This is a genomic window from Spirosoma arcticum, assembly GCF_054779955.1.
The window spans coordinates 57,360-82,863 of the sequence record NZ_BAAGXG010000005.1; the positions used below are offsets into that span (position 1 = coordinate 57,360).

Sequence of the window (25,504 nt, forward strand, 5' to 3'; positions counted from 1 at the left end):
GCAGACCTTAGCCGTTTTAGCAACCTCAGTTCCACCGCTGCTCAGGAATGGTCAGCAAGTTGATCGCTTTGGCGTCGGCCTGGGCGGCTTCCACCGTGTCGATTTTCTCGGGGTCGATCCCAATTTCTTTCATGAGCCGATACTGCCGGGCTTCGATGTACACCAAACGGGCCGTGATCTGGTTCATTTTAGCCGTTTGCTCATCCTGACGGGCCAGCAGGTAAGCGGTTTTCATCTCCAACTCGTCAAGCCGTTGTTTATCGCGATCAGTCATGGTGGTTTTTTTTAGAGCCGGGGCAAGATACAACTTTTTGGCGTGTCGCCAGTCGGGAAAGAGCCGTCGGAATGACGTTAACGCACGGCTCCCTTGCCTCAAACTTCTCAACATTAATCATACACTCTGGTTACGCTACGGAGTAAACAAACCAACCTAATCATCATGGCAAAAACGAAAGATTTAGCAAAAAGTGGAGTGATCGACATGGCGCCGGTCGATCCTATACCCAGCGGGTCGAGCCGGATCAATGTGGGGCCAACGGAGCGCTACGTATCGGCCGGGGCCGGGGCGCTGCTGGCAACGGTTGGCTTGCGCAAAGGTGGATTAGGCGGCATTTTGCTGGCGGCTCTCGGTGGCGCTCTGGTGTACCGGGGCACCACCGGCTACTGCCCCGTTAACAATGCGATTGGCCGCGATACGTCGGAAGAGAAAACCGAAACCGACGTGCTGGAAATCAGCAAGAGCGTGACCATCAACAAGCCCCGCGAGGAAGTTTATGCGTTCTGGCGGCAACTCGAAAACCTGCCCCAGTTCATGCAGCACCTCGAATCCGTTACGCAGCAGGACGACAAACGGTCGCACTGGGTAGCTAAGGTCAGCACCGGCAGTAAGGTGGCGAAGCTACTGCCAGCCGTCGAGTGGGACGCGGACATTGTGGAAGAAGAACAAAACAGTCGACTGGTCTGGCGGTCAGTACCGGGTGCCACCATCGACAATTCGGGTGAGGTGCGGTTTGTGGATGCGCCGGGCAACCGGGGTACCGAAGTCCACGCAACCATCAAATACCGCGCTCCGGAGGGCATCGTGGGCGAAGCCGTACTGAAACTGCTTAACCCGACGCTCAAGCAGATGGTGAAAGAAGACATCCGGCGTTTCAAGCGGCTACTCGAAACGGGCGAGATTCCAACGCTCGCAGGGCAGTCGTCGGGCCGCGAAAAAGAAGGCGAATCAGTTTACAGGAAGCAACCTACTCAACAGAAAGAACATGAAGGCGTTGTGCTATAACGGAAAATACGACTTGCGCGTGGAGCGCGTTCCAGACCCCGAAATTCTAAACCCCCGCGACGCCATCATCAGGGTTCGTAAAACGGCCGTTTGCGGCTCCGACCTGCACCTGCTCAACGGCTACATCCCAACCATGCAGGAAGGCGATATTATTGGCCACGAGTTCATGGGCGAGGTTGTTGAAACGGGTAAAGGCGTCACGAACCTCAAAAAAGGCGACCGGGTGGCAGTGGCGGCTACCATTGGCTGCGGCTACTGCAATTACTGTTCCACCGGCTCGTGGTCCCTTTGCGACAACTCGAACCCGAACGCCTACATGCCCGAACAAATCATGGGCGACTCACCAGCGGCTATATTCGGCTACACGCACTCGTTTGGGGGCTACGCCGGGGGCCATGCCGAATACGTTCGGGTGCCGTTTGCCGACAAGGGTATGTTCGTTGTGGACGAACGCCTTACCGATGAGCAGGCCGTATTTCTGGGCGACGCCTTCCCAACCGGTTTCATGGCGGCCGATATGTGCGGCATCCAACCGGGCGACACGGTGGCTATCTGGGGCTGCGGGGGCGTGGGGCAGATGGCCATTCAAAGCGCGTTTCTGCTGGGAGCCGAGCGCGTGATTGCCATTGACCGCGAACCCAGTCGGCTCGAAACCGCCCGGCGTGTGGGCAAAGCCGAAACGCTCGACTTCTCCAAAGTAGACGTATTGGAAGCCCTGCGCGAGATGACCGGTGGGCGTGGCCCTGACCGTTGCATCGACTGCGTAGGTCTGGAAGCCGTTGACGACAGCGCCCAATATTACTACGATAAAGCCAAGCAGTTCGTGGGGCTGGAGATTGACCGCGCCATTGTGCTGCGGCAGGCCATCATTGCGTGCCGGAAGGGAGGCACCGTCTCCATTGTGGGCGTATATGCGGGTTTGGTAGACAGTATGCCAATGGGCGCGGCTATGAACAAAGGGCTGACCTTTAAAATGGGACAGCTTCACGCCCAAAAATACATGCCCCGCCTGATGGAATACGTTGCTAACGGACAGGCTGACACGGGCTTCCTGCTGACGCACCCCATGAGCCTCGACGATGGCATGAAGGGCTACGATATGTTCAGCAACCGGGCCGATGAGGTCATGCGCGTGGTGTTTACACCGTAATTAAAGAGTGAAAGAGCGAATGAGTGAACGAGTGGTGCAACCGATAGCAATTGGCGGCACCACTCGTTCACTCATTCGCTCTTTAAAATCCGCCCCGGTCGTAGAAACTGCGTCGGCGGGAGAGTTTCAACTCCTGGAGGATGGATGACCGTGCCCGCAGGTCGAAGGAGTAGTTGCCCGCCCGCAGGTTGTTGCCAGCGTAGGGGGTCCAGTTGAACGCCATTTCCCAGCAGTGCAGGTCGCGGTTAATGCCGATGGTCGTCAGCGTGGGACTTTTGAACTGGAAATCGTAACCCGTTTGCACCGTAATTTTCCACTTGGGCGTCAGGCTGAGATCGCCCGTTAGCGTCAGGGCCTGAATTACCTGCGAACGTATAGGAGTGAGCTTGGTGAGTCCGAAGGTGTAACTGGCGTTTATTGACCAAGGAATATTGAAGTCAACGTATACTTCGGGGTTATCGTTGATAGCCTTGAGCGTCGCATCAGTTGCGTTGGGGCTGGTTTTGGGTTTATCGGCCTGCTTGGGCGCAAATCGGGCGCTGACGTACGCCTGAACGTTGGTTAGTCGAAGTAATCCCTGTCCTTCCTGAAAAGCATAAACATTTGGTACACGGATGAATTCCTGGTTTTCGTACTGAGCTACATCAAGAATGAGGGGTGAATAACTGATTGGCGGAATAGGTGTATTAGAAATAGGCAATGCGTAGACGGGGGTGCCACCGTAAGGCCTATATGCGTATGGGTCGAAGGTAGACGAGAAGTTGAAGCTGATGTTTTTGAAAATCTGCGTGTTTGCGCTGATCGAAATTGGCGATAGCTTGTAGTCCGGGGCCAGCAGGTTGTAACTGCCGGTCATGCTCAGGTTGTCGAAGATCGGCACTTTCTTAAAATCCTGCCCCGTCGAGTCGTTGCGGGTGCGCACCTTCATTTCCAACTGATTCACGATACCGAACGAGATAAACGCCGACTCGGTACTGCCGCCCCCGCCACTACTGCCACCCAATCCCCGAAACCGCGACAGCGTCCGGCGGTATTCGGGCAGCCCCTGCAAACTCCCAACTTCGGGCAATACCTGAAACTGTCCGAACGATGGGTTCGTAAAATCAGGAATGTAGCTGAATGAGATGGACGGCGCGACCGTGTGCCGGATGGCTTCAATGCGCTTGCCCCGAATAAAGTACGTCCCGTAGAAACGGGTGTTCATGCTGGCGTTGACGGAAAAATTGTAGGACGGAAAAAAACCACGGGCCGTATCAACCCGGACGGCGTTGCTGTCTGGCACGTAGGTGTAGTCTAATCGCTTGGAGTAAATATCGCCTTGCAGCGAAAAGCCCGGTGTCAGGTTGATGTAGCGGAGCAGCTTGACGTTGGGCAGCGAAATAGGAATGCTGTAACGGGCCTGCACTACCCGATTTTCCCAAATCTGCGGCAACGCTTCCGAGCTAAACGGAATCAGATTAGGGTCTCGCGTAATCCGGCGTAAGCGCAAATCGTCAGCCCGTTGAATGCTGTCTAAGGTCCGTTGAAGAGCGCTGATGGGTTGCAAATTTGAAATAACCGGAAAGCCCAGGCCCGTCGTGTCAATCTGTCGCCGGATGGTGTTACTGACGCTGATTGACCCACTAATATCCAGTCCTACCCGAAAGCTCTCGTACCAGCGACCTGTGCCGCCTTTGAGCGCAAACGGCGAAATCTGGTTAACACCGAGGTTAAAATCCGACGACACGTCCGTTTTGCCATTGACCCGTTGGTTGGTCACCTGGTCGAGTGCCCCAAACTGCTGATTCACGCGGACATTGGCCCCCGCCCGCACGTACTGCCCAAAGGTGCGGCTATATTGGACCGACGAGGTGGCTACGTTGGAGATGTAGGACGCAGTATTATATGAGTTGGTTTGATTGAAGTTGTTACTGGTGACGTTGACGTTGGCCGAAAAACTGCCCCGCCCGCGTGGCACCGGCGAGTGCGACCACGAAACGGCAAAGTCATTACGGGGCTTTTGCGTCGTATCGACCCGGTCGCCGGAGCGGTTGCGGTTGAAGCGCAAATCCACGCCCCCACTGTAGCGGTAACGCTTATTGTAAGCCGACGACACGCCCAACCCCCAGCTTCCCCGCGAGTAAATCTGTCCTTTGAACTGCAGTCCGAAGTTTTCGTTCACGGCCCAGTAGTAGCCCCCGTCGCGCAGGTAATAGCCCCGGCCGTTGGGTTCTTCACCGTATTGGGGCACCAGAATACCCGACACGCCAATTTCTTTCCGTTTGGGAAACGGGAAAAAACCGAAGGGCAACCCAATGGGCAGCGGAATCTGGTTAATGACTAAGTTAAACGGCCCCGCCACCACCGATTTGTTGTGGATCACCTTCAGCTTGCTGGCGTTGATGTGGAAGTGGGGCGTGGCTAAGTTGCAGGTCGTGTAAATAGCTTTGCCGATGTACAGGTTATCCTCGGCGTCTTTCTTCACCGTCACGCCCCGGATGTTCCCCTCGCCCTGCTGGGTAACGACGCTCTGAATGCGTCCCTTTTTGGTTTTGAAGTTATACCGAATCTCTTTCGAGTCGTACTTTCCTTCGCCATCGGCAAAAATAGGCCGTCCAACGAGTTTTTTAGCGGTCGAATCATAGCGACCTTTGGCGTACACCTCGTTGGTGAGGTAATTAATACGGATGTAGTCAGCTTTGAGCGAAATATCACCGTAATCGACGCTGGCATCACCGTACAGTTCCACCGTCTGACCGTCGGCCGCGTAGATGGTGGAGTCTTTGGCCTGGTAGTTGACAGTAGTTTGAAAGGTAGCGTCGGCGGTCTGAACCGAATCCGACGGAGCTGAATCAGCAACGGCGGCAAGGCTCGAATCAGCCCTCGGTATGGCCTGGCTAACGGCGGTTCGGCTTTCGGGCCGAACATCATTCGGCGAAACAATACCGGGCCGTATTCGTCCAGCCTGCCCAATGGCGCTCGTTTGTGAACGCGGGGCGGTGGCCGTTATCGACGGTGTTTTAGTTACGACGGGACGGCTGACCTGAACCGAATCGCGGGGGGGCAACGGCGTACGGACTACTACCGGGGGGTTGGTCCGGACCGAGTCGCGCTTAACCGGTGGAACAGCGGCTACCTGTACGGAATCGGGTTTGATGGCTGGCGCGGGTCGGACCAACCGGACTATTGCTGGTGGCCGAACAAGCGCTGGCGACAGGATACGGGGGCGCAACCGGTCGATTCGGGCGGCTTTCGGTTGCAGGGGTGAGACAATGATGGTCGACGTCCGGGCAATTGCCGGAACAGTAACCTGACTCGAATCGGTCGGTTTAGGCGTATCCGCCGTTACCGCCTGACGCGACCGGGTCGTATCGGGTCGGGGCGCATTTGAGGGAACAACCTTAGATCGGGACGGACTTGGGCCTAAGCGGCCGGGCTGTGAATAGGTTGGATTAAGCTCCCGTTCCAGCTCGCTCTCTTCGGCTGGCCGACTGGTGGGGTTGGTTGTTGAGGTCGGTTTAGTCGGCTTACGGGGTGTCGTCGTGTTCTGACCCAGCGCGTTGTGCGCCCAGAAGAACCAGATAATACCCAGAAAAGAACGTACCAGTACGGACCGCAAAATAAAGTATGCCTTTTTCAGTTTTATCAAAAAAATTACATTTGCCAAAAGGCCGTTACTTCTACAGTTTACAAAGGTATCCACGAACCGTTATCCCGCTATCGCTTTGAAACGTTTTCACCTGTTAAAAATTATTAAACCAACCGGCCACCAACTGTTGGTTCCGGCTCCCGGAATAGTAACAACACTATTGCTGGCGGCCTTCCCATTGCTGGCCCTCACCATTGCACCAAACCGGTTCGATATCCTGCCAACGCTGACGCAGGACACCGTCCGTCGCGATGGCAACGCCACCACGCAGGGTGGCGTTGCACCGGCAGCCGATGCAACTCAATCAGCCGAAAGCGCACCGAACCGGATTCGGACCGTTGTGCTCGATGCTGGTCATGGCGGCAAAGACCCCGGCACGCATGGTCTTAAGGTGCGTGAGTCGCGGGTGGTGCTGAAGTTAGTGCTTGAACTGGGTCGGAAAATCAAGAAAGAGATGCCGGAAACGCGCGTCATCTACACCCGCTCCACCGACCATTTCGTTGAGCTGTCGGAGCGGTCGGCCATTGCCAACCGCAATAAAGCCGATCTTTTCATCTCGATTCACTGCAACGCCAGTCCTTCGTCGAACCGGGTGTACGGCACGGAAACGTACACGATGGGGCTGCACAAAACGGAGGGAAACCTCAACGTAGCTAAGCGCGAAAACGCCGTTATTCTTAAAGAAGCCAACTACCAGCAGACCTACAAAGGGTTCAACCCAAACTCGCCACTGGCACACATTATGCTGGCTAACTACCAGCACGCGTTTATGGGCAGCAGCATCAACTTTGCCGAAAAGGTGGAGCGCAGCTTCCGACGCGCTGCCGAACGCCGAAGCAATGGTGTGAAGCAGGCGGGGTTTCTGGTACTTTGGCGCACCACCATGCCCAGTGTGCTGATCGAAACCGGCTATCTGACCAACCCAGCCGAAGAGCAGTATCTGATGTCGGAGGCAGGACAGGAGCAGATCGCGGGTGCCATCTACAAAGCGTTTGCCCAGTATAAGGAAGAGATCGAAACGGCAAACTAAGGTGGGCGTCGGTCCGGCTTTTTTCATCCGCTTGCGGCACAAACACCCGCCGGACTTGGTTATACGGTCAGCCAAACCGGTTGACGCAGTTCGCCAGTCGGCTCACTCTCACACACATGAAAATCTCCCAGGAAGTAAAAGTTGGTTTGCTGGCGGTCATTACGTTACTGATGCTTTTTTTCGGGTTTAACTTCCTGAAAGGCTCCGACTTCTTTTCGTCAAATCATAAGTACACAATCATTTACGACAACATTGACGGGCTAACGGCATCCAACCCCGTGCAAATCAATGGATTAACTGTCGGCCAGATTCGCAACATCAAGATATTACAGGACCAGAACAACAAACTCTTAGTCACAATTGAGGTCAAAAGCGGCATCCGTGTAACAAAGGGATCGCGGGCGGTGCTGGCCGACGATGGACTCTTGGGGGGTAAGCTCATCCGATTAGGCATCAACCCCGGCGCACCCGAACTCGAAAACGGGGGGATGCTGGTGTCGGCCAAAGAGTCAGGCCTCTCAGCCCTGATTAAGGAAAAGACCCTACCTGTGTTGAACAACGTCGATTCGTTAACGTATCAACTTAATCGCGTTGTGGGGCAGTTTGACCAGACCGGCATTGTGCTGAACCGAACGCTGGCGTCAGCCAATGCGGGCGTCCGAACGCTCGATCTGGCCATTAACGAAAACCGAGCCGGGCTGCGGGCCACCCTCGACAATGTAAACCGGCTGTCGAGTTCATTAGTCGAAACCGAAAAGCAACTGAAGCCGATTCTGGCCAAAGCCGACACCTTCACCGACTCGCTGCAGGGCCTGCAACTGAAACAAACGCTCGGCAGCGTGAACAAAACGGTCGACAACCTGCAGAAGATTTTGGGGGCTATCAACGAAGGGCAGGGGTCGCTGGGGAAGTTGACGACGAACGACTCACTCTATCGCAATGTCAACGCCACCACCGCCAGCCTCGAAAAACTATTAACCGACCTGCGCGAGAATCCAAAGCGCTACGTCCACTTCTCGCTCTTCGGCAAAAAAGATAAGACGGCGCCGGCTGGCAAACCGGGCAGTGCCACCATTACGACGTCGGTTATCACCACCACGAAGGTAGACACGACCACACAGCAGTAATTCACCTCACCCCCAGCCCCTCTCCTTGGGGAGAGGGGTGACTGACAGCCGAGCCTGCTCCCCTCTCCCCAAGGAGAGAGGCTGGGGGTGAGGTGAAACCCTATGCAACCCCTCCTAACCGACCTTCAAACCCGCACGGCCCAAATTCAACTCGGTGGTGGGCAGAAAAAAATTGACGATCAGCACCGCAAAGGCAAGCTAACCGCCCGCGAACGCATCGACTACCTCACGGACGACGGCAGGCCATTCGTGGAGATCGGCTTGTTTGCGGGTGATGATTTGTACGTTGAACACGGCGGGTGTCCGTCGGGGGGCGTCGTTGTAGGGATTGGGTACGTGTCGGGGCGGCAGTGCGTGATTGTCGCGAACGATGCGACCGTAAAAGCCGGGGCGTGGTTCCCCATCACGGCCAAAAAGAACCTCCGGGCGCAGGAAATTGCCATGGAAAACCGCCTACCCATCATTTATTTAGTCGACAGCGCGGGCGTGTATTTGCCGTTGCAAAACGAGGTGTTCGCCGACAAAGAGCATTTCGGCCGGACGTTTCGGAACAACGCGCACCTCTCGGCCATGGGGGTGTTGCAGGTAGCAGCCGTCATGGGCAGTTGCGTCGCTGGTGGGGCCTACCTGCCCATCATGTCCGACGAAGCGCTGATTGTGGAAGGCACCGGCTCCATTTTTCTGGCCGGTCCGTATTTAGTCAAAGCGTCCATTGGCGAAGACGTCGATGCTGAAACCCTCGGCGGGGCAGTTACGCACACCGATATTTCGGGCGTGATCGACAACCGCTACCCCGACGACAAAAGCTGTTTAGACGCGATCAAACGCATTCTTGACAAGACCGGCCGCTCTGAAACAGCCGGTTTCGACCGCGCCGAGTCCGTAGCACCCACTAAAAAACCCGCCGACATCTACGCTATTTTGCCTGCCGACCGGGTCAAACCCTACGATATGCGGGAGATCATTGAGCGGCTCATCGACGCATCGGACTTTGACGAGTACAAGCCCGGCTATGGTCAGTCGCTACTGTGCGGCTACGCCCGCATCGACGGCTGGGCGGTGGGCATCGTGGCCAATCAGCGCAAGGTCGTAAAGGCAAAAGGCCGCGCTGGTCAGCCTACCGAGATGCAAATGGGGGGCGTTATCTACGGCGACGCGGCTGATAAAGCCGCCCGGTTTATCATGAACTGCAATCAGAAACGGGTGCCACTCGTGTTTTTACAGGACGTTTCGGGCTTCATGGTCGGGAGCCGGGCTGAGCAGGGTGGCATCATTAAAGACGGGGCCAAGATGGTGAGCGCGATGGCCAACTCAGTCGTGCCCAAATTCACGGTCGTCATCGGCAACAGCTACGGAGCAGGCAACTACGCCATGTGCGGCAAAGCCTATGACCCGCGCCTGATGCTGGCCTGGCCCACGGCGCAAATGGCGGTAATGAGCGGGGCATCGGCCGCTAAAACGCTGGTTCAGATACAAGTGGCATCGCTTAAAGCGAAGGGAGAAGTTATCACGCCCGAAGCTGAGCAGGCATTATTGACTAAGATCACCGGTCAATATAACGCGCAGCTATCGCCTTACTACGCTGCCGCCCGGCTCTGGGTCGACGCCGTTATTGACCCACTCGATACCCGGCAAATCCTCTCCGAAGGCATCGCAGCCGCCAACCACGCGCCCATCACGAAAGCATTTTCAGTAGGAGTGATTCAGACGTAAGTTAACGTGAATTATGGATGTTGTAAGCAATAAGGCATTGCCATCCAATGCATTGCAGACCGCACCGGCGGACCGGCTCAGTCCTTCGACAAGCTCAGGATGACATCCTACTCAAGCTGTTTAGCTGATATATAGCGGTTAGCCAGTCATCCTGAGCTTGTCGAAGGACTGAGCCGGTCCGCCGGTGCGGTCTGCAACTTTATCTATAACTCACTTTAAGTTAAAGATTGTTCGTGGTTTGTAGTTACTGGCAACTACGAACTCACAAACTTACTTCACCGCTCGCACGGCCTTCACCTCATCGGCTTTAACAGCGTCGGCTTTGTTGCCGAAGTTGTTGCGGATGTAAGTTAGCACGTCGGCGATTTGGGTATCATTCAGAAAGTCGTGGGCAGGCATGACATTATCGTAAAATTCTCCCTCAATCTCCTGACCCTGCAAGCCCTTGAGCAGCACGTTGATGAGCCGGGTTTTGTCGCCCAAGACCCAGTCGGTGCCGCGCAGGGGTGGGTTCAGGTTCGGGACGCCGGAGCCGTTGGCCTGGTGGCAAGCTAAGCAATATTGCTCATAGATAGCCTGACCAGCGGGTTTGGCGGCTACGGCTGAAACAGCAACGGTTGACGTGGTGACGGGCTTTGGCGATTGTGCAACAGCATCGGAGACCCACAAACAGAAGAGAAACGAAAAGAGCAGCTTCATTGGACAGACGTTGAGACATTGGGGGTTGTAAACTGTGGCAAAGTTCAGAACTTTGCCACAGTTTACAACCCCCAATTCTCGTTTACCGACGCCATTTCAGCGTGTTCAGCAGATGCACCACGTCTTTCCGAATATACTGAATAATCGGCTGTAGCGAATCGTTTTGGGTGGCCGTATTGAAATACAACGCCCCTCGCAGAAAATGGGTTGTCGAGTCGGTCGTTACGAACTGCACCTGGCTCGGTACCTCGCCCGATAGATCGATCAGGCTTGCTTCCAAACCTGACTTTAATTTAAGGGTCCGTTGTTCAATGGCGTAGGCTTTGATGTTGTGCCGGGCCGCCAGTTTATACGAATCTTCGAGGAAATCCCGCAGTCGGTTCACGTCGTTCCGAATGGGCTTGTAGGTTAATTGAACACTGGCGTGAAAAGCCGGATAGTTAATGAAAATCCAGTGCGGTTCGGCGCGGGCGAACGTATCGGGCAGAATCCGGGCTACTTTGTTGTACTCGAACTGATAGGGGTGCGTTGGTTCGAGGAGGGTGTAGCGCGGGGCGGGCAGGTCGAAGCGCGGGTAGGCTTTCGGTTTGGGCACGTAGGTGTCGGATGAGTCGCTGCTCCCGCAGGCGGAGAGCAGCAGGACAACGAACCCAACGAGAGCACTGGAAGTTAATTTCATAAAAGAAGGCATAACGCTATACAAACGACGCGTGCGACTTTCTTAGTCTAACCCTAGAATTCGACACTATGTCTCCACGGCCCATCTGGTTCCAGCCCGTAAAAAACTTTATATTGATCGTTGCAGGCATTTTAAGTGCGGGTATGGGCCTGAAAGGATTTCTGTTGTCGAGCCGCTTCATCGACGGGGGCGTCACGGGCGTTTCCATGCTGCTGGCTGATGTGATTGGGTGGCCGCTTGCCGTACTGATTCCGGTTATTAACCTGCCGTTCATCGCGCTTGGCTACCGGCAGATTGGCGGTCAGTTTGCGCTGAAAAGTGCCGTCGCCATCGTTGGCTTGTCGGTGTGTCTCGCCGTTATCCCCTACCCCGACGTCACCCCCGACCTGCTGCTAACATCCGTTTTTGGCGGCTTTTTCATTGGTGTTGGTATTGGGCTGGCCATGCGGGGCGGGGCCGTGCTGGACGGTACCGAAATTGCCGCGCTCCTCATCAGTCGCAGTAGTCACCTCCTCAAAGTCAGCGACGTAATTCTGTTACTCAACGTGATTATATTCGGGGCAGCGGCTTTTTTCCTGACCATCGAACTGGCGCTGTATTCGATCATTACGTATTTCGCGGCTTCCAAAATGATCGACTTTCTGGTGCATGGTCTGGAAGAATACACGGCCGTTCTGATTGTGTCGCCCCACCATCCACAGATCCAAACGCGCTTAGCCGACATGGGTTGGGGCGTCACGGTGCTGGCCGGTCAGCAGGGACATGGCAAACAGGGCGTGCGGGAAGAGGCTCACGACGTGCTGTACACCGTTATTACCCGGCTCGAAATCGGTCGGTTGAAAGCAATTATCAACGAAGTCGACCCCAACGCGTTTATGATTCAATACGGCATTAATGACGTATCAGGCGGTAAGGTCAAGAGTTTGCCGCTGCATTGAGTGTAGGTAAGGTTTGAGTGTTTAGGTGTGTACGTATTTGCATCAGACAAGGCACGTACACACTCAAACACCTCTAAACACTTTGCGTCAGCGCTTTCCTGGTTGCTTCTTCAGAAAAAGAGTAAGGCCAGCCTGATAGTAGAGCAGGTTAGCCTTAAAGGCAGGCAGGTCGGCTACATTACCATCATTGAACTCCCATTGCTGGTTCCGCAGGAACGGTAACTGATATCCTACCCGTGCCCCAAAGCGCAGTTCGTCATACGTTTTTTTAAACCAGTAAACGCGAACATCGGCCCCAACGCCCCCGTGTAAATTCACGTAAAGCCCCTGCCGGAACGTTACCGGGTTGTAAATCGCCGGGTTAGCAGCCACATTAGCCAGCAGGACATTATCGCGGTCGACGGGCAGCAGCGACAGCCGATACCACATAATATCGTACCCCAGCATTGGCCCCACGATGAACCGGCGCGTGTTGATAAGCCTGTACATTTCGGTAAAGCCAAGACCGAATCCATACAGCCGTCCCCGCCGAACAGCCCCACTCACAACGGGTCCGTCTTCGGTTGTCAACGTACCGATAAAGCGCGTTTCGCTCATCCACTTTCGGTTGTCGCGCACCAATGAGATCACGAAGTTCCCAAACGAACTACCAACGCCGTCCGCATTGAGACCGGTTTGCAGCAGTTTGTCCTGAATACGCACTAAGCTGGTATTGTCCACAAGCGGCACCTCCACACTAAAGCGAAGCCCCCTCACAGATCGTCGTGTCGTATCCTGCGCCTGACTTACGAACGATACCAGCCCAATAAGCAGGCTGGCAATTACAATTCCCTTTTTCATACCGTTGCAAACCTTTAGTTTGATGAATTTGTCGACCGAAATGTAGGCAATAAAAAAAGTCACTCCGACTGAACAAAGTGACTTTTTCATTCTAAAAATTTGACTTGCTACTTACACATTTACGTTCTCCAGTTCCTCCTGCCGCACCGGCTGACCAAGCAGCGTAGCAAACCGGTTGATGTTGAATGTTGGCTCAAACCAAACCTCACCCATCACCGGATGCTTCACCGGCACGTCGGGGTTTTGGATTTCGTTGAGCAATACGCCGGTTTCGCCCGTGGTGTGGCGTTTCACCTGCCGGACGGTATAGAGTTGATCCTGTTTGGGGGTCTGAATACCAAACTCCGCATAAAACGCCAGCACCGGTGCCGGAAATTTGTCGTTCGTGCAAATGATTTCCATGACTGTATTCTCTTTATGCATTAACCAGCGTTCGAGCCTGTTGTTTGCCCGGCGAGTGGTACGCGTTCGTTTCGTAGGTGCCTAAAAAATCCTGAATGTGATACACTTCGTCATCGTCACGGAATAAAAGAATATCGCCGTCAGCAATGTGATAATGCCGACGTTGAATCGGTGAAAGTTGAGCAATGCCGGGAAAGCGGGACAAAGGGGCATCCAACGCCCGGCCGTCTTCTAAATGAAGTGTGATGAACTCCGCTTTTCGAAATGAAATCCGGGTGATCTCAGGTTTCACCGTATTAAATCCAACGTCTCTCATCGTAGGTTCAGCGTTTTCGTCTTTCCTTCAGCCGCAAAGTGAAGGATTGACTTTTCAAGTAATTCTTTGTTTGTCGCTAACAATTTCAACGCCGTAGAAATTTCCTTATTTGTTAAATTCCCCTGCTCAAAGACCTCCAGTGTATCTAACCAGATTTTGGCCGGTTTGCCCGAACGACTTTTTGTGTTCGAGACGTGAACGTGCATCCGTTCGATGAGATCGTAAGCAAAGATATAAAATACCAAATTTCCATAAACCGCTAATTTCGGCATGGGTTAATCCAGCAGCCCGCCCAACTTCCCCAGCACCGAACCGCCTTCCCGGTTAGCCTGCCCGCCCGATGCACTCAGCCGCTCCACTAACTTGGAGATCGGCATCGACTGAATCCAGACTTTGCCCGAACCGCGCAGCGTCGCCATAAACAGCCCCTCGCCCCCAAATACCATGCTTCGCAGCCCGCCCGCCCGTTGAATATCGAAATTGATACTGGGTTCAAAAGCCACTACGCAACCCGTGTCCACGCGCAGCATTTCGTTGTTCAGCGTCCGCTCAATTACTACGCCACCCGCATGAACAAACGCCAACCCATCGCCCTGAATCTTTTGGAGAATGAAGCCCTCACCGCCAAAAAATCCGGCACCAAGCCGCTGGTTGAAGTGAATGCTAAGTTTAGTGCCGAGGGCCGCGCACAGAAATGCGTCGCGTTGCACAATGAGCGAATTGCCGTAGACGGCACCTAAATTGATCGGCAGTACCGTGCCGGGATACGGAGCAGAAAACGCTACTTTACGCTTGCCAACACCCCGGTTGGTGAAGTGCGTCATGAACAGCGATTCGCCCGTAATGAGCCGGGAACCCGCCTGAAGCAGCTTACCCATGAAGCCCTGATCGGGCTGTGAACCGTCGCCCATTTTTGTCTCAAACTGAATACCGTCTTCCATAAACAGCATGGCTCCGGCTTCGGCAATGACGGTTTCGTTGGGGTCGAGTTCAATTTCGACGATTTGAATGTCTTCGCCGATGATTTTGTAGTCGATTTCGTGGGAATACATGGTTGCGTTAGGTTTGGGGTTCCAGTTTATTGAGTCGAAACTACAGAATATGCCGAATTCGACAGACCATTTTTCGTATAAACGGCACAAAAAAAGCCCAACCGGGTGATTTCACCAGTTGGGCCAACACACACAGATAATTTATCGTTTCGGCTTTTCGTCCAGGTCAATATCATCGTCTAAGTTCAGTTCATCGTCCTCATCGGCTTTCGCGTCGGCATCATCCGCAACGGGTTCTCCCTTGAGGTTGAGGTCGGTACGGTGGCGAAGTTTTTTGTCGTCCACCGTTTTATTCAGAAACTGATTGATTTTGTCGATGTCGAAACTGGTTGTGATTTCGCCAAACGAGTTGATCTGAATATCGAACCCTTCGAGTTCTTTATGAACGCGGGGTTTTTCGTTTTCGTCGGGATTAATTTTCTTCTTAGCCATAATTGTCTTGGTGCATATTATGCGTTAAGTCTTGTTAGTAACGAAATGTTTAACTGCGCTCTATGCTGGTACTTTCAACATTGCTAACGCGGTTTCGAGCCGCCGAACGGTTTCTTCTTTCCCAATGATTTCCATCGTCAGCATTAGGTCCGGGCCTGCGCCGGAGCCGGTCAGAGCCAGTCGCATGGCCTGCATGATTTTTCCCTGCTTGATGCCTGCCTGCGTCATGGCATCGCTCAAGGTGTGCTTGATGTCGTCGGCGACAAAGTTCCCGGTGAACGCCTGAAGTGCATCGCGGAAGGCGGTCACCGCCCGCACGGCATCATCGTTCCATTTAGCGGCCGCGATGGTCTCGTCGTAGGTCGTTGGCGCATTGAAAATAGTGGCGGCTTCGGCAAAAATTTCGTGGTCAAAGTTGACACGCCCTTTGAGCAGGGCCACAATTTTTTCGGCTTTCGCGGGTGGGCAGTCGAAACCGGCCGCTTCAGCTTGCTGCTGCACGGCGGGGGCCAGTTCGGCGTCGGGCCGTAGCCGGATGTACTGGTGGTTGAACCACTGCGCTTTCTGGATGTCGAACCGCGCTCCGGCTTTGTGCACCTGCGTCAGGTCGAAACTGGCGATCAGTTCATCCATTGAGAACAGTTCCTGCTCCGTGCCGGGATTCCAGCCCAGTAAGGCCAGAAAGTTAACCGTTGCTTCGGGCAGGTACCCTTCTTCGCGAAATCCTTTGGCCACCACGCCCGTAACCGGATCGGTCCACTGCAGCGGGAAAATGGGGAAACCACCGAGGTCGGCGTCGCGTTTGCTGAGCTTGCCGTTGCCTTCGGGCTTCAGCAACAGCGGCAGGTGCGCAAACTGCGGCATCGTGTCTTCCCAGCCCAGATACCGGTACAGCAGCACGTGCAGCGGGGCCGACGGTAACCACTCCTCACCTCGAATTACGTGCGTAATCTCCATCAGGTGATCGTCCACGATATTGGCGAGGTGGTAGGTTGGCAGACCGTCCGACTTCAGCAGCACCTTGTCGTCAATCGCCGATGAGTGCACGTTGACCCACCCCCGGATGAGGTCGTTGAGCCGGACTTCTTCCTTGCGAGGTGTTTTGAGCCGAATCACGTACGGTTCACCGGCGTCCATACGGGCGCGAACGTCGTCGGCCTTCATGGTCAGCGAGTTACGCATCTGCATCCGGGTTATGGAGTTGTACTGAGCGGCCGGAGCGTTGGCGTCTTCGAGCCGCTGCCGCATCGCGTCTAACTCCTCAGCCGTATCGAAGGCATAATAGGCTTTGCCTTCGTCAACGAGCCGTTGGGCTTCTTTCTGGTAAATAGCCCGGCGCTCCGACTGGCGGTAAGGCGCGTGAGGTCCCCCCACAGATTGTCCTTCGTCGATCTCAATACCAACCCAGCGAAGGGCCTCGATGATGTATTCTTCGGCACCTGGCACAAACCGATTTTGGTCGGTATCTTCAATGCGCAGCAACATTTTTCCGCCCATCTTCCGGGCGAATAGGTAGTTATAAAGCGCGGTACGCACACCACCGATGTGAAGTGGACCAGTAGGACTGGGCGCGAACCGAACGCGAACGGGTTTTGACATAGATTAAAGAGCGAAAGAATGAAAGAGCGAGAGAATGAATGAGCGAGTAAGCATGTTCGCTCATTCATTCTCTCGCTCTTTCACTCATTGAACAGCGATTACTGAAATTTCAACATTGACATCTTTGGGCAGGCGGGCTACTTCGACGGTTTCGCGGGCTGGCGGTTCGGATGTAAAATAGTGACCATACACCTCGTTGATGGCTGCGAAGTTGTTCATGTCTTTAACAAAGATGCTGGCCTTTACAATGTTCGTGTAGTCCATATCGGCAGCGTACAAAATGGCCCCGATATTCTTCATCACCTGCTGCGTTTCGGCCCGAATATCACCCAGCGGTGCCAGTTCGATGGCGACTTGCCCCGACACGAACAACATAGCCGAAGCGGATACCTTCACAGCCTGACTGTAGGGGCCGATGGGCGCTGGTGCCTGTTCGGTATAAACAATTTGTTTGCTCATTGATTCTGATTGTATGTCTGTTTATCGTCGGGTAACAGCGGTTGTCCGATCACCGTTACGCCCGTAAAGTTACCGACAAACCCCCGCATGGCCGAAAATACGCTTATCATCTTCGTTAAAAACCCCATTCCCGGCACCGTCAAGACCCGTATTGCCCGGACTGTTGGTAACGAACGGGCTACGGAGGTCTACCGGCATTTGCTTCGGTATACGCAGGAAATCACCCGCCAACTGACCTGCCACCGGGTTGTCTATTACGGCGATTTTGTCAACCTGGATGACGGCTGGAACGGGTACGATAAACAACTACAGTCGGGTCAAACCCTCGGCGAACGGATGCTGACCGCCTTTCGGGAGCAGTTTGAGCAAGGGGCCAACCGGGTCGCGCCAGACCGTGCAGTCATCATTGGCAGCGACTGTTTATCCATCACACCTACTCATATCGAAAGGGCGTTTTTGGCATTAGACGAGGCCGACGTTGTAATTGGCCCAGCAACGGACGGCGGCTATTATTTACTGGGTATGAAGCAATTGCACCCATTTTTGTTTGAGGGTATGCCGTGGAGCCAGCCCGAACTTCGACAGTTAACCGAACGGGCAATTGTGCAAAACGGCCTGACGTTCGAGCGGCTGGAGGAACTGACTGATATTGATGAATGGACCGATTACGAAAACGCATGATAATTACTACACTGACATGACCACCTGGAAAGAATTCTTAGTCAATACCTCGGCTGATGCAGAGGTGCATTTCGACCGGCTTAAAGAACGTCTCTTCGGGCGGCTCGATGCGGACAAACCTTATAAAATTGTGTATTACCGGGGATTCGGTAGTCCGTCGGCCGTTTGGCTCAAAGGCCGTGTTCTGCGCCAGAAGGACCTCAGTACACCCTCCGACAATGACACATTCTTCGAGAACGTCCTGGCCACTTACCAGCGCTTCGAGAGCGACGAAGTACCGGGCGTGACGGTGCGCGTGGAAGCGTTCGGGCAGGCGCATACGGCCGTTACCGACGAAGAAGGCTACTTTGAGGTGACCATTAACCCACCCAATGATTTACTCAATTTGTTTCCTGGCCGGGTGTGGTTTCCGGTGCGCTACTCACTCGACGGCATCACCCAGCCTAATACGCAGGAACCAGTCAGCAAAGACGGGCACATGATGGTGTCGCCCCCGTTTAGCCAGTTCGGCGTTATCTCCGACATTGACGATACGGTGCTGGTGACGGGAGCGACGAGTATGCTTCAGACTGCCCGGCTCACATTTCTGGGAAACGCCTACACGCGGTTGCCTTTTGCGGGCGTGGCGGCTTTTTACCGGGCGTTGCAAAGCGGCCCACTCACGACGCTGTTTAATCCTATTTATTACGTGTCGAGCAGCCCGTGGAATTTGTATGATTTGCTCATCGACTTTTTCCGGATTCAGGGTATTCCGAAAGGCCCAATTCTGCTCCGCGATTTGGGCCTGGACCCGAATCTACTGTCATCGGGATCGCACCACACGCATAAATTGGCTATGATTCGGAAGGTACTGGATGTTAACCCGCAATTGACGTTTGTGCTCATCGGCGACAGTGGTCAGCAGGACCCCGAAATCTACACGCAGGTCGTCCGCGAAAATCCGGGGCGTATCCGGGCCATCTACATCCGCGACGTGACGCCGGAAACCCGCGACGCATCGGTTCGTGAGCTAATTCGCACGACCGAAGCCGCCAACGTTCCGATGCTACTCGTGACGGATACCGTCGCTGCCGCTGAGCACGCGGCCACCCTCGGCCTCATTGACCCCGACACGATTCCGGAGATCAGGGCCGACCGGCGGGCGGATAAAGAATAGTTTGTGGTTTGTAGTTGCGGTTCCCCGCCGGGACAACAAACTATAAACTCATGCACTCACACACCCGCTACCATCGCCTTCATCTTCGCCATTGCTGTATTGGCCACATCCTGAGCGGGCTGAGCGTAGTAGCTTTTGTTAAATACCTCCAGCGACAGCACGATGGGTTTATCAGCACGCTTAATCATACTGAGCGTTTCGCGAATGGGCGCTACACCATCACCCGGAAATACCCGATCAGCGTCAGTAATGGCCTCGCGGGGAAGGTTGGCCGGGTAATCGTTGACGTGGAAAACGTCGGTGGCGGGTTTGCCAACAAGCGATAAACCGGCCTGACTCGACCCACCTTTGTAAAGGTGATAGATGTCCAGCAGCACCCGCGCCGAGGGGTGACCGCTTTCAATGGCCACGTACATGACCTCGCTTAACTTGTTCAGGTTTTTTGAGAATCCCCACAGTTCCAGTTGTGGCACCACGCCCGTTTGGTCGCCAAGGTCGAGGATGGCGCGGTATCGTTCGGCGGCCTGGCGCAGGTCAATAGAAGGACTGTTGGGCGTCTGCGCCCCGACGGGTGGGGCAGCGGTGCGTTTGCAGCCCAGTTCGGCCAGCAGCGCCATTTCGCGTTTCATCTGGTCGAGGCCCTTAGCACGGGCGGATTCATCATCAATGATCCAGGGTGAGAATCCAATCAGGTTTTCGATGGTAATTCCCAGATCACTGATCCGTTTGCGGGCATCAGCAACCGTGCCACCTTGTTTCATATAGTCCTGGAGTGTGTCGATCCAGATTTCGACCGAGCGAAAACCTGCTTTGGAAACCGTTTCGAGTTCCTTCACGAAGCCTAATTTGTGGCCCCGGATAGTGCTCATGTTTAAGCAAAGCGTGAACGGCGACAGTTTAGGGGCCGACTGGGCCGATTCTGGGAAAACAGATCCGCCAACTGTGGCGGTCAGGGCGGCCAGCGTCTGGCGACGGGTGACTGAGGATTGAGACATGAACGGTAAATACAAAAACGGGCTTTATCTACTGAATAAATGGGTATACAAAGGATAAATTAGCTCCCCGCTACAGCAACGGGTCTTTCACCTCCGCATCGAACACACCCGTTAGTACCTGACCGTTGCGTTTGACCTGCACCCAGATTCGGTAGTGTCCGGCGCGGGGGAAGGCATACGGAAACTCGACCATGTTGTTGGCAGGCATTTTATGGTTCATTCCGGACATTCCAGTCATCAGTATCCGGTTCTTTTCGGCGTCGGGCAGGGTACGGAGCCGGGTCACGTAGCGGTCGATGCTGTCGCGGAACTGGTTCGCGTCGGGATATTGAAATGTCCGGGCGGTGTCGGCCAGCCGCCCCACAAATGATCCTTCAGCGGCCATCGAATACGTACCCACGGGGTGCAGGTGAATATAAACCGAACCGTCGGAGCGCAGAATAACCGCGTGACCGCCCATACCGAGGTACGGCTCCAGGGTGGCGGCTTTGCCTAACGAATCGGCCACAGCAAATTTCAGATTGTACAATTTACCCGTTTCCTGCACCGCTGATGGCTTATCCATCCAGAGCATCGACGAGCCGTCAGCGAGTTTCATACTGGCACCGGGCTTGCCGCACACGACCATCTCATTGTCTAAATGCGGCACATTTTCGCTGCCTACCTTCACGCCCATCGGATTAGTAACGAGCCAGCTATCGTCGCGGTCCCGCTCCGGCCGGTGCCGCTTCGGCGTACCTACCGGGGCGACACCGGTCGCACGGCGGTCTAAGGGTACGTATGCCTGTCTATCGTTACCCGCAATAACTACGGTATCGGTCATCGTTTCGGCGTAACCGGAACGAAATACAATATCAGAATACAGCAAGTATTTACCAGCGGGCAGCGGGGGTAGTGCGGCCTGATAAGTCAGGGTGTCGCGCCGGTCGGGGTGCAGGTGAGCGAAAGCATCCAGGCCCGGCATTCTGACCAAAAACGTGTGCATCAACTTACCGTGGTCAGGAATGACGAAGCTGAGCCGTCGCCGTTGCTGGGGCGTACTGCGCCGACGACCAGTAACCGACGTGCCGCCAAAGCCGGTAGTATCGATCTGAATAATTAATTGCGGCTGAGCCGAAGCCGTCTGACCGGAAGCCTGCCCAACCGATGCCTCAATACGCAACGGGCGATAGAGTTGCTCCGTACGGTATTGTTCAGCCGAACTGTTCCACCAAAACCGCCAGCCCGTCAGCATTAGCGCCAGCACCACCGCGCCAACGCCCATCCCCACCAACCGACGCCGACCGAGCGCAGCCGGAGCTGTTTGGCCGGGCTTGATGACACCATCGGCGTTGCTGGCACCAATAATGGTGATCATCATCACCACCAGCAGCAGGCCCATCAGGGCCAGACCAGCACCCGTACCTTCGGGCATGGTGCGCAGGGCGGTCGCTACCGACATCACGGGCACCACCACCCGCTGCCGTCCGTCGGGACCGTCAATGACCAGTTCGATGCTCGACGAACCCGCGTCCATCAGCCACAAATCGCCCTCAAACCGGCCAGTACCCGTGCGCGTCAGTTCGTCGTGCATGGGAGCGCCTTTGTCGCCGGAGCCAAAAAATATGGGTCGTGCGCCAATGTCGCTCGCTCGTCCCTGTTCCACAAACACCGTTACTTTGGCCGTTCCCGGCACCACGTCGGGCGGCTGAATGCTCACTAAAAGCCCGTATTTACCGACCTGTTTCTGCACAATCACCCCCGAACTGCCCACGTGCGCATTGCCAATGAGCGAAAGTGTGAATGAGAGAAAGAGCGAAAGTGCGGTCACTAACCACTTTCTCAAACGCGACCCTGTTCGTGCTATACTATTGTTACTCATACTGTTGAATTTTCCACTCTTTTGCTCCGGTCCGGCCGTTCCGCCGGTGCGGTTCCGGTTCACCCTTTCGCTACTCACTTACCGCACGACCCGCTTCATCCAGTTGCCCCAGTACAGCCCAACACGGGCTGACAGAAAAGCGTAGAACAGCGCTTTGCCAAAACCAATGGCAAATTCGCCCGCCGACTGAAGATTCCAGGGCGCAAATTTATGACGGTACTGCCAGTCGGGGGGACTGTCGTAGGTCCAGGAATTGGACAGAAAAAACCAGTTTTGGGCGAAAGGCGACGTATGTAGAAACTCGCCGAACGGCCACTGAACAGCCAACAGCACGAGCATAAATGCGACAGCCAGCAATCCCGCCAGCAACCAGTCGTTCAGCGGGCGTTTGCCAACTGTGGATTTGTCGAAGCGGTGCATAAGCCAGTCGAGGGCGAGACCCGGAATAATCAGCAGCAGCGGAAAAACAAACGCCTGGTAATGGGTAATCGGATTCAGCACCGGCCCGAGTCGGGGCGTTGCCGGAAACTGTTGCAGCACCCAGCTTGGCCCGGCCAGAAACAACATGTATAAAGCGGCAATAGTCGTGATGGGCCAGCGCAGCAGCGACGCCCGTCCTGCGGCCAGCAGATAAAACGGCAGAATGATGGCTCCGACGATATAATAGGATGAGTTGTGCGCCCGATAGCGAACCATCGACTCGGCTACCATCGTAAACAGCGCTACCAGCAGCAGACCGGCCGAGATAGCAAACAACCACTTCAATCGGGTGGCCCGGCGTGCGTCGTCAGTGTCGGGCTTGGTCGGCAGTCCCCGGTATTGATTCTGTAGCGCCAGCACCCCAACCATTGCGCCAAATTGCATGGTCATAATGCCGATGGCGAGGATGGTGTGCGGGGGCGTCAAAATTTGAACGTCGAGTCCGTAGGTATTATGCCACCAGTCATCGAAGGGAGCCGAGGTAAGCATGGCCAACGCTCCCCAAACGCTGAACATGGCCCCCAGCGGTCCGTAGAAAACACCCCAAAACGGCACGGCACTGGTGCGGCCGGGGTGATTTTTGGTCAACGTCAGGCTCAAAATCTGGTACGCCGAGAAAAGGCCGGACACCACCGCCCCCACGTAAATAACCACGTGCGGGGGCGCAAACAGCCCGTCGCGGCCGATGCTCATGTGCCACATGATGTCCCAAAGCAGGCCCATAACCACGCAGAACGAGGAGAGAACAACCGCGTAGATGTAAATTGGAATGTTTAAGAGCCAATTCGTTACGAGAACGGCAGGGCGCTCCCGAACAGATTCAATGGAGGAAGGAATAGCCGGTTGCATAAGCTGCTGTGGTTTTAGTATGGACCTGGACCGCACGGACCGGTACTGAACCGTCCGACGCTTCGGATGTCCGAAGCGGCAGAAATTTACGAAAAGGTTGACAAATCCCAGATAAGTTTATGGATAAACGGCTCTAAATCAATCACCAGACAGTCGCAGAACGACGTTGGACCGTGCGCTTTCGAGGGAATGGGACATCACATTTACCAATTTACCGCGTTATTTGTAGAGGCAGACCCGTTAACACCCCATTATCATTCGCTATCAATGGAGCCCGTACTAATCATTCCACGCCAAAAAACTGTGCAGGCAGCCGGTATTCTTCTGGGTATCTGCCTGTTCATGAGTGCCTGCATACCCGATTTTTTGGTATCAAATCCCGATTGGGTCGTTATTGAGGCCGGAGACCACGAGTCCCTGCCCAAGCGTAAAGTTGGGGTGCTCTTCAGCCCCACTGAGGTCTCAGCAACGGTCACCTTCGACAGTTCCTGCATCTACGACATTGGCAAGGAAGACGAATTTGACTGGAATAAGGTCATCGGGTTAGGCTTCGTTGGCTCCAAAAACCAGGATGTTACGGTTGGAACACCCCCGCACCAGATCGACGGAGCACGGGTGGGCTGGCGGTGGAATCCTCAGCGCGGCCGGATCGACCTGAGCGCTTACGCGTACGTGGACGGAAAGCGCATCGACTTCAAAGTGGCCGAAACAGCGCTGAACACGCCCACCCGATTGACCATCAAAATCGACTACGACCGGAAGCTGTACCAAATCCTCGGCGGCAAGCCCATTCCGTTTACGCACAACAAAACCTTCGGCTACAAAACGGGCCTGTACTTCGGCGGCAACCAACCCGCCCCGCACCGCATTCGGGTGAAGATTTTGGAGTAGGCAACTGTCCCAGGTTTCTTTCCATGACCATTGCGCCTTTAGACCTCATCCTGCTACTCGGCTCTTTGCAGGGATTCATCTTGGCTATCCTGCTGTGGACGAGCCGAAAGGGCAACCGCCTGTCAAACCGGCTCTTGGCGGGCCTTATTGGGTTGCTGGCCTTGATGAGTCTGGCTGTTGGCGTGCCGGTCGCCAATCGCTGGATAAGCCACGCGTTGGATCTATTTCCCTTCTTCATGGTCATGCCGTTGGGACCACTCATCTACTTTTACGCCAAATCTATACTCGATTCCGCGTTTAGTCTTGGCCGGACCGAACGATTGCATTTTTATCCCGTCGTGCTGGATTGGGGGGCCAAACTTATCGGCTGGGTATTCATCAGCGGTCTGCTTCTTGGCTTCTTTCAGCAGGAGCAGGGACCGACCTGGGGGCGCATTATGAATGAGTATGAAACCTACGCCGACATTCCCCGCTGGCTATCGGTGACAATCTATCTGATTCTTACAAGACAACTTCTCCAACAGCAACAACATGCTCACAACGTTGGCAACACCGGCAGTCAGCAACCGAATTTACAGTGGCTTCGGCAGTTCGTAAACGTCTTTCTAATTTTTCAGGGTGTATGGCTCGTTCATTTAGTACCCTACATCATTCCTGCCCTGCGGGAGCCGTTGCTGGATAGATTTGGCTGGTATCCGATTTACATTCCGATTGTAATCCTGATTTATTGGTTAGGATTGAAAGGATATTTCTACGCCCGAAACAGCCCGGTCAGCGTGGCGAACCGCAAAGTCAGCGCCACGCCCATTCCCGCCGAAACCGTTGACAGGGCAGTCTATTTGCTTACGACGGCTATGGCGACGGACAAGCTGTACCTCGATCCGGAACTGACCGTTGAGAAGGTTGGACGGCACACGCAGTTACCGCCGAAAACGGTTTCATTCGTACTCAATCAGCATCTGCAAAAGAGCTTCAATACGTTCGTTAATGAGTACCGCGTCGAAGCGGTGAAAGGTCAATTGACGAATTCCGCCAATGAATATCTGACGCTGACGGGCATCGCATTCGAGTGCGGCTTCAATTCGCAGGCTACATTTCAGCGGGCGTTCAGGCAGACGACGGGCGTGTCGCCGAAGGAATATGTGGGGCGACAGGCAGCGGAATCTTGAAAATTACCGCTCAAATCCAGATTTGAGTAGCTCCATACGTCATTTTGCGTGTGCTTCACAGCAAAAAACGACGTAC

General features: G+C 54.7%; 25 protein-coding genes. 10 read left to right on the forward strand and 15 right to left on the reverse strand.

Going from position 1 to position 25,504, the window contains the following annotated elements; all coding sequences use genetic code 11:
* Nucleotides 1-25: 25 nt before the first annotated feature.
* Complete coding sequence (locus ACYVHB_RS12425; RefSeq protein WP_461052058.1) at nucleotides 26-274, reverse strand: hypothetical protein; 249 nt, start codon at nucleotides 272-274, stop codon at nucleotides 26-28.
* Nucleotides 275-439: 165 nt separating this feature from the next.
* On the opposite strand from ACYVHB_RS12425, the gene ACYVHB_RS12430 reads away from it, so the two are divergent.
* Complete coding sequence (locus ACYVHB_RS12430) at nucleotides 440-1,282, forward strand: SRPBCC family protein (protein ID WP_461052059.1); 843 nt, start codon at nucleotides 440-442, stop codon at nucleotides 1,280-1,282.
* Entirely contained in the window at nucleotides 1,263-2,432 is a 1,170-nt protein-coding gene (locus tag ACYVHB_RS12435) for a zinc-dependent alcohol dehydrogenase (RefSeq protein ID WP_461052060.1), read from the forward strand. Before ACYVHB_RS12430 ends, ACYVHB_RS12435 begins: the two co-directional genes overlap by 20 nt.
* An 82-nt stretch (nucleotides 2,433-2,514) precedes the next feature.
* Here the strand turns inward: ACYVHB_RS12435 and ACYVHB_RS12440 are convergent, their stop codons facing one another.
* Nucleotides 2,515-6,060 (reverse strand): putative LPS assembly protein LptD, encoded by a 3,546-nt coding sequence (locus tag ACYVHB_RS12440; protein ID WP_461052061.1) that lies wholly within the window; start codon nucleotides 6,058-6,060, stop codon nucleotides 2,515-2,517.
* A gap of 103 nt (nucleotides 6,061-6,163) precedes the next feature.
* On the opposite strand from ACYVHB_RS12440, the gene ACYVHB_RS12445 reads away from it, so the two are divergent.
* From ACYVHB_RS12445 to ACYVHB_RS12455, 3 genes are all read left to right on the forward strand, one after another.
* On the forward strand, nucleotides 6,164-7,090 hold the full coding sequence (locus tag ACYVHB_RS12445) for an N-acetylmuramoyl-L-alanine amidase family protein (RefSeq protein WP_461052450.1): 927 nt from the start codon (nucleotides 6,164-6,166) through the stop codon (nucleotides 7,088-7,090).
* Nucleotides 7,091-7,206: 116 nt separating this feature from the next.
* On the forward strand, nucleotides 7,207-8,217 hold the full coding sequence (locus ACYVHB_RS12450; RefSeq protein WP_461052062.1) for an MlaD family protein: 1,011 nt from the start codon (nucleotides 7,207-7,209) through the stop codon (nucleotides 8,215-8,217).
* 102 nt (nucleotides 8,218-8,319) lie between these two features.
* A complete protein-coding gene (locus ACYVHB_RS12455; protein WP_461052063.1) occupies nucleotides 8,320-9,930 on the forward strand; it encodes an acyl-CoA carboxylase subunit beta in 1,611 nt (536 codons plus the stop codon).
* A 270-nt stretch (nucleotides 9,931-10,200) separates the two neighbouring features.
* On the opposite strand, the gene ACYVHB_RS12460 is transcribed toward ACYVHB_RS12455, so the two are convergent.
* Together ACYVHB_RS12460 and gldD are read right to left on the reverse strand one after the other, a co-directional pair.
* Nucleotides 10,201-10,629, reverse strand: a complete 429-nt coding sequence (locus ACYVHB_RS12460; RefSeq protein ID WP_461052064.1) for a c-type cytochrome — start codon at nucleotides 10,627-10,629, stop codon at nucleotides 10,201-10,203.
* Between the two features lie 82 nt (nucleotides 10,630-10,711).
* Nucleotides 10,712-11,308 (reverse strand): gliding motility lipoprotein GldD, encoded by a 597-nt coding sequence (gene gldD / locus ACYVHB_RS12465; protein WP_461052065.1) that lies wholly within the window; start codon nucleotides 11,306-11,308, stop codon nucleotides 10,712-10,714.
* Between the two features lie 68 nt (nucleotides 11,309-11,376).
* Between gldD and ACYVHB_RS12470 the strand changes: the two genes are divergently transcribed.
* Entirely contained in the window at nucleotides 11,377-12,246 is an 870-nt protein-coding gene (locus ACYVHB_RS12470) for a YitT family protein (RefSeq protein ID WP_461052066.1), read from the forward strand.
* An 87-nt stretch (nucleotides 12,247-12,333) separates the two neighbouring features.
* Here the strand turns inward: ACYVHB_RS12470 and ACYVHB_RS12475 are convergent, their stop codons facing one another.
* The 8 genes from ACYVHB_RS12475 to ACYVHB_RS12510 form a co-directional block, all read right to left on the reverse strand.
* Complete coding sequence (locus ACYVHB_RS12475; protein ID WP_461052067.1) at nucleotides 12,334-13,086, reverse strand: hypothetical protein; 753 nt, start codon at nucleotides 13,084-13,086, stop codon at nucleotides 12,334-12,336.
* A 111-nt stretch (nucleotides 13,087-13,197) separates the two neighbouring features.
* Nucleotides 13,198-13,488 (reverse strand): hypothetical protein, encoded by a 291-nt coding sequence (locus ACYVHB_RS12480; RefSeq protein ID WP_461052068.1) that lies wholly within the window; start codon nucleotides 13,486-13,488, stop codon nucleotides 13,198-13,200.
* Nucleotides 13,489-13,501: 13 nt separating this feature from the next.
* Complete coding sequence (locus ACYVHB_RS12485) at nucleotides 13,502-13,804, reverse strand: DUF2442 domain-containing protein (RefSeq protein ID WP_461052069.1); 303 nt, start codon at nucleotides 13,802-13,804, stop codon at nucleotides 13,502-13,504.
* Nucleotides 13,801-14,076, reverse strand: coding sequence for a DUF4160 domain-containing protein (locus ACYVHB_RS12490; RefSeq protein WP_461052070.1), 276 nt, complete (start codon nucleotides 14,074-14,076; stop codon nucleotides 13,801-13,803). The genes ACYVHB_RS12485 and ACYVHB_RS12490 overlap by 4 nt, the downstream gene beginning before the upstream one ends.
* A gap of 3 nt (nucleotides 14,077-14,079) precedes the next feature.
* Nucleotides 14,080-14,856, reverse strand: coding sequence for a TIGR00266 family protein (locus ACYVHB_RS12495; protein ID WP_461052071.1), 777 nt, complete (start codon nucleotides 14,854-14,856; stop codon nucleotides 14,080-14,082).
* A 141-nt stretch (nucleotides 14,857-14,997) separates the two neighbouring features.
* Nucleotides 14,998-15,288 (reverse strand): hypothetical protein, encoded by a 291-nt coding sequence (locus ACYVHB_RS12500; RefSeq protein ID WP_461052072.1) that lies wholly within the window; start codon nucleotides 15,286-15,288, stop codon nucleotides 14,998-15,000.
* Nucleotides 15,289-15,348: 60 nt separating this feature from the next.
* Nucleotides 15,349-16,887 (reverse strand): glutamate--tRNA ligase, encoded by a 1,539-nt coding sequence (gene gltX / locus ACYVHB_RS12505; RefSeq protein ID WP_461052073.1) that lies wholly within the window; start codon nucleotides 16,885-16,887, stop codon nucleotides 15,349-15,351.
* 84 nt (nucleotides 16,888-16,971) lie between these two features.
* Complete coding sequence (locus ACYVHB_RS12510) at nucleotides 16,972-17,346, reverse strand: Rid family detoxifying hydrolase (protein ID WP_461052074.1); 375 nt, start codon at nucleotides 17,344-17,346, stop codon at nucleotides 16,972-16,974.
* A gap of 87 nt (nucleotides 17,347-17,433) precedes the next feature.
* Between ACYVHB_RS12510 and ACYVHB_RS12515 the strand changes: the two genes are divergently transcribed.
* Complete coding sequence (locus ACYVHB_RS12515) at nucleotides 17,434-18,027, forward strand: TIGR04282 family arsenosugar biosynthesis glycosyltransferase (protein WP_461052075.1); 594 nt, start codon at nucleotides 17,434-17,436, stop codon at nucleotides 18,025-18,027.
* 16 nt (nucleotides 18,028-18,043) lie between these two features.
* Nucleotides 18,044-19,183 carry an App1 family protein gene (locus ACYVHB_RS12520; RefSeq protein ID WP_461052076.1) on the forward strand — a complete coding sequence of 380 codons (1,140 nt, stop codon included), beginning with the start codon at nucleotides 18,044-18,046 and terminating at the stop codon, nucleotides 19,181-19,183.
* Between the two features lie 56 nt (nucleotides 19,184-19,239).
* Here the strand turns inward: ACYVHB_RS12520 and ACYVHB_RS12525 are convergent, their stop codons facing one another.
* The 3 genes from ACYVHB_RS12525 to ACYVHB_RS12535 form a co-directional block, all read right to left on the reverse strand.
* A complete protein-coding gene (locus tag ACYVHB_RS12525) occupies nucleotides 19,240-20,178 on the reverse strand; it encodes a sugar phosphate isomerase/epimerase family protein (protein WP_461052077.1) in 939 nt (312 codons plus the stop codon).
* A 70-nt stretch (nucleotides 20,179-20,248) separates the two neighbouring features.
* Nucleotides 20,249-22,039 carry a hypothetical protein gene (locus tag ACYVHB_RS12530; RefSeq protein WP_461052078.1) on the reverse strand — a complete coding sequence of 597 codons (1,791 nt, stop codon included), beginning with the start codon at nucleotides 22,037-22,039 and terminating at the stop codon, nucleotides 20,249-20,251.
* 78 nt (nucleotides 22,040-22,117) lie between these two features.
* Nucleotides 22,118-23,368: a hypothetical protein gene (locus tag ACYVHB_RS12535; protein ID WP_461052079.1), complete on the reverse strand. Its 1,251-nt coding sequence runs from the start codon at nucleotides 23,366-23,368 to the stop codon at nucleotides 22,118-22,120.
* Between the two features lie 267 nt (nucleotides 23,369-23,635).
* Between ACYVHB_RS12535 and ACYVHB_RS12540 the strand changes: the two genes are divergently transcribed.
* Both ACYVHB_RS12540 and ACYVHB_RS12545 read left to right on the forward strand, forming a co-directional pair.
* Complete coding sequence (locus ACYVHB_RS12540; protein WP_461052080.1) at nucleotides 23,636-24,259, forward strand: hypothetical protein; 624 nt, start codon at nucleotides 23,636-23,638, stop codon at nucleotides 24,257-24,259.
* Nucleotides 24,260-24,282: 23 nt separating this feature from the next.
* On the forward strand, nucleotides 24,283-25,428 hold the full coding sequence (locus ACYVHB_RS12545; RefSeq protein ID WP_461052081.1) for a helix-turn-helix domain-containing protein: 1,146 nt from the start codon (nucleotides 24,283-24,285) through the stop codon (nucleotides 25,426-25,428).
* The last annotated feature ends 76 nt before the right edge of the window (nucleotides 25,429-25,504 follow it).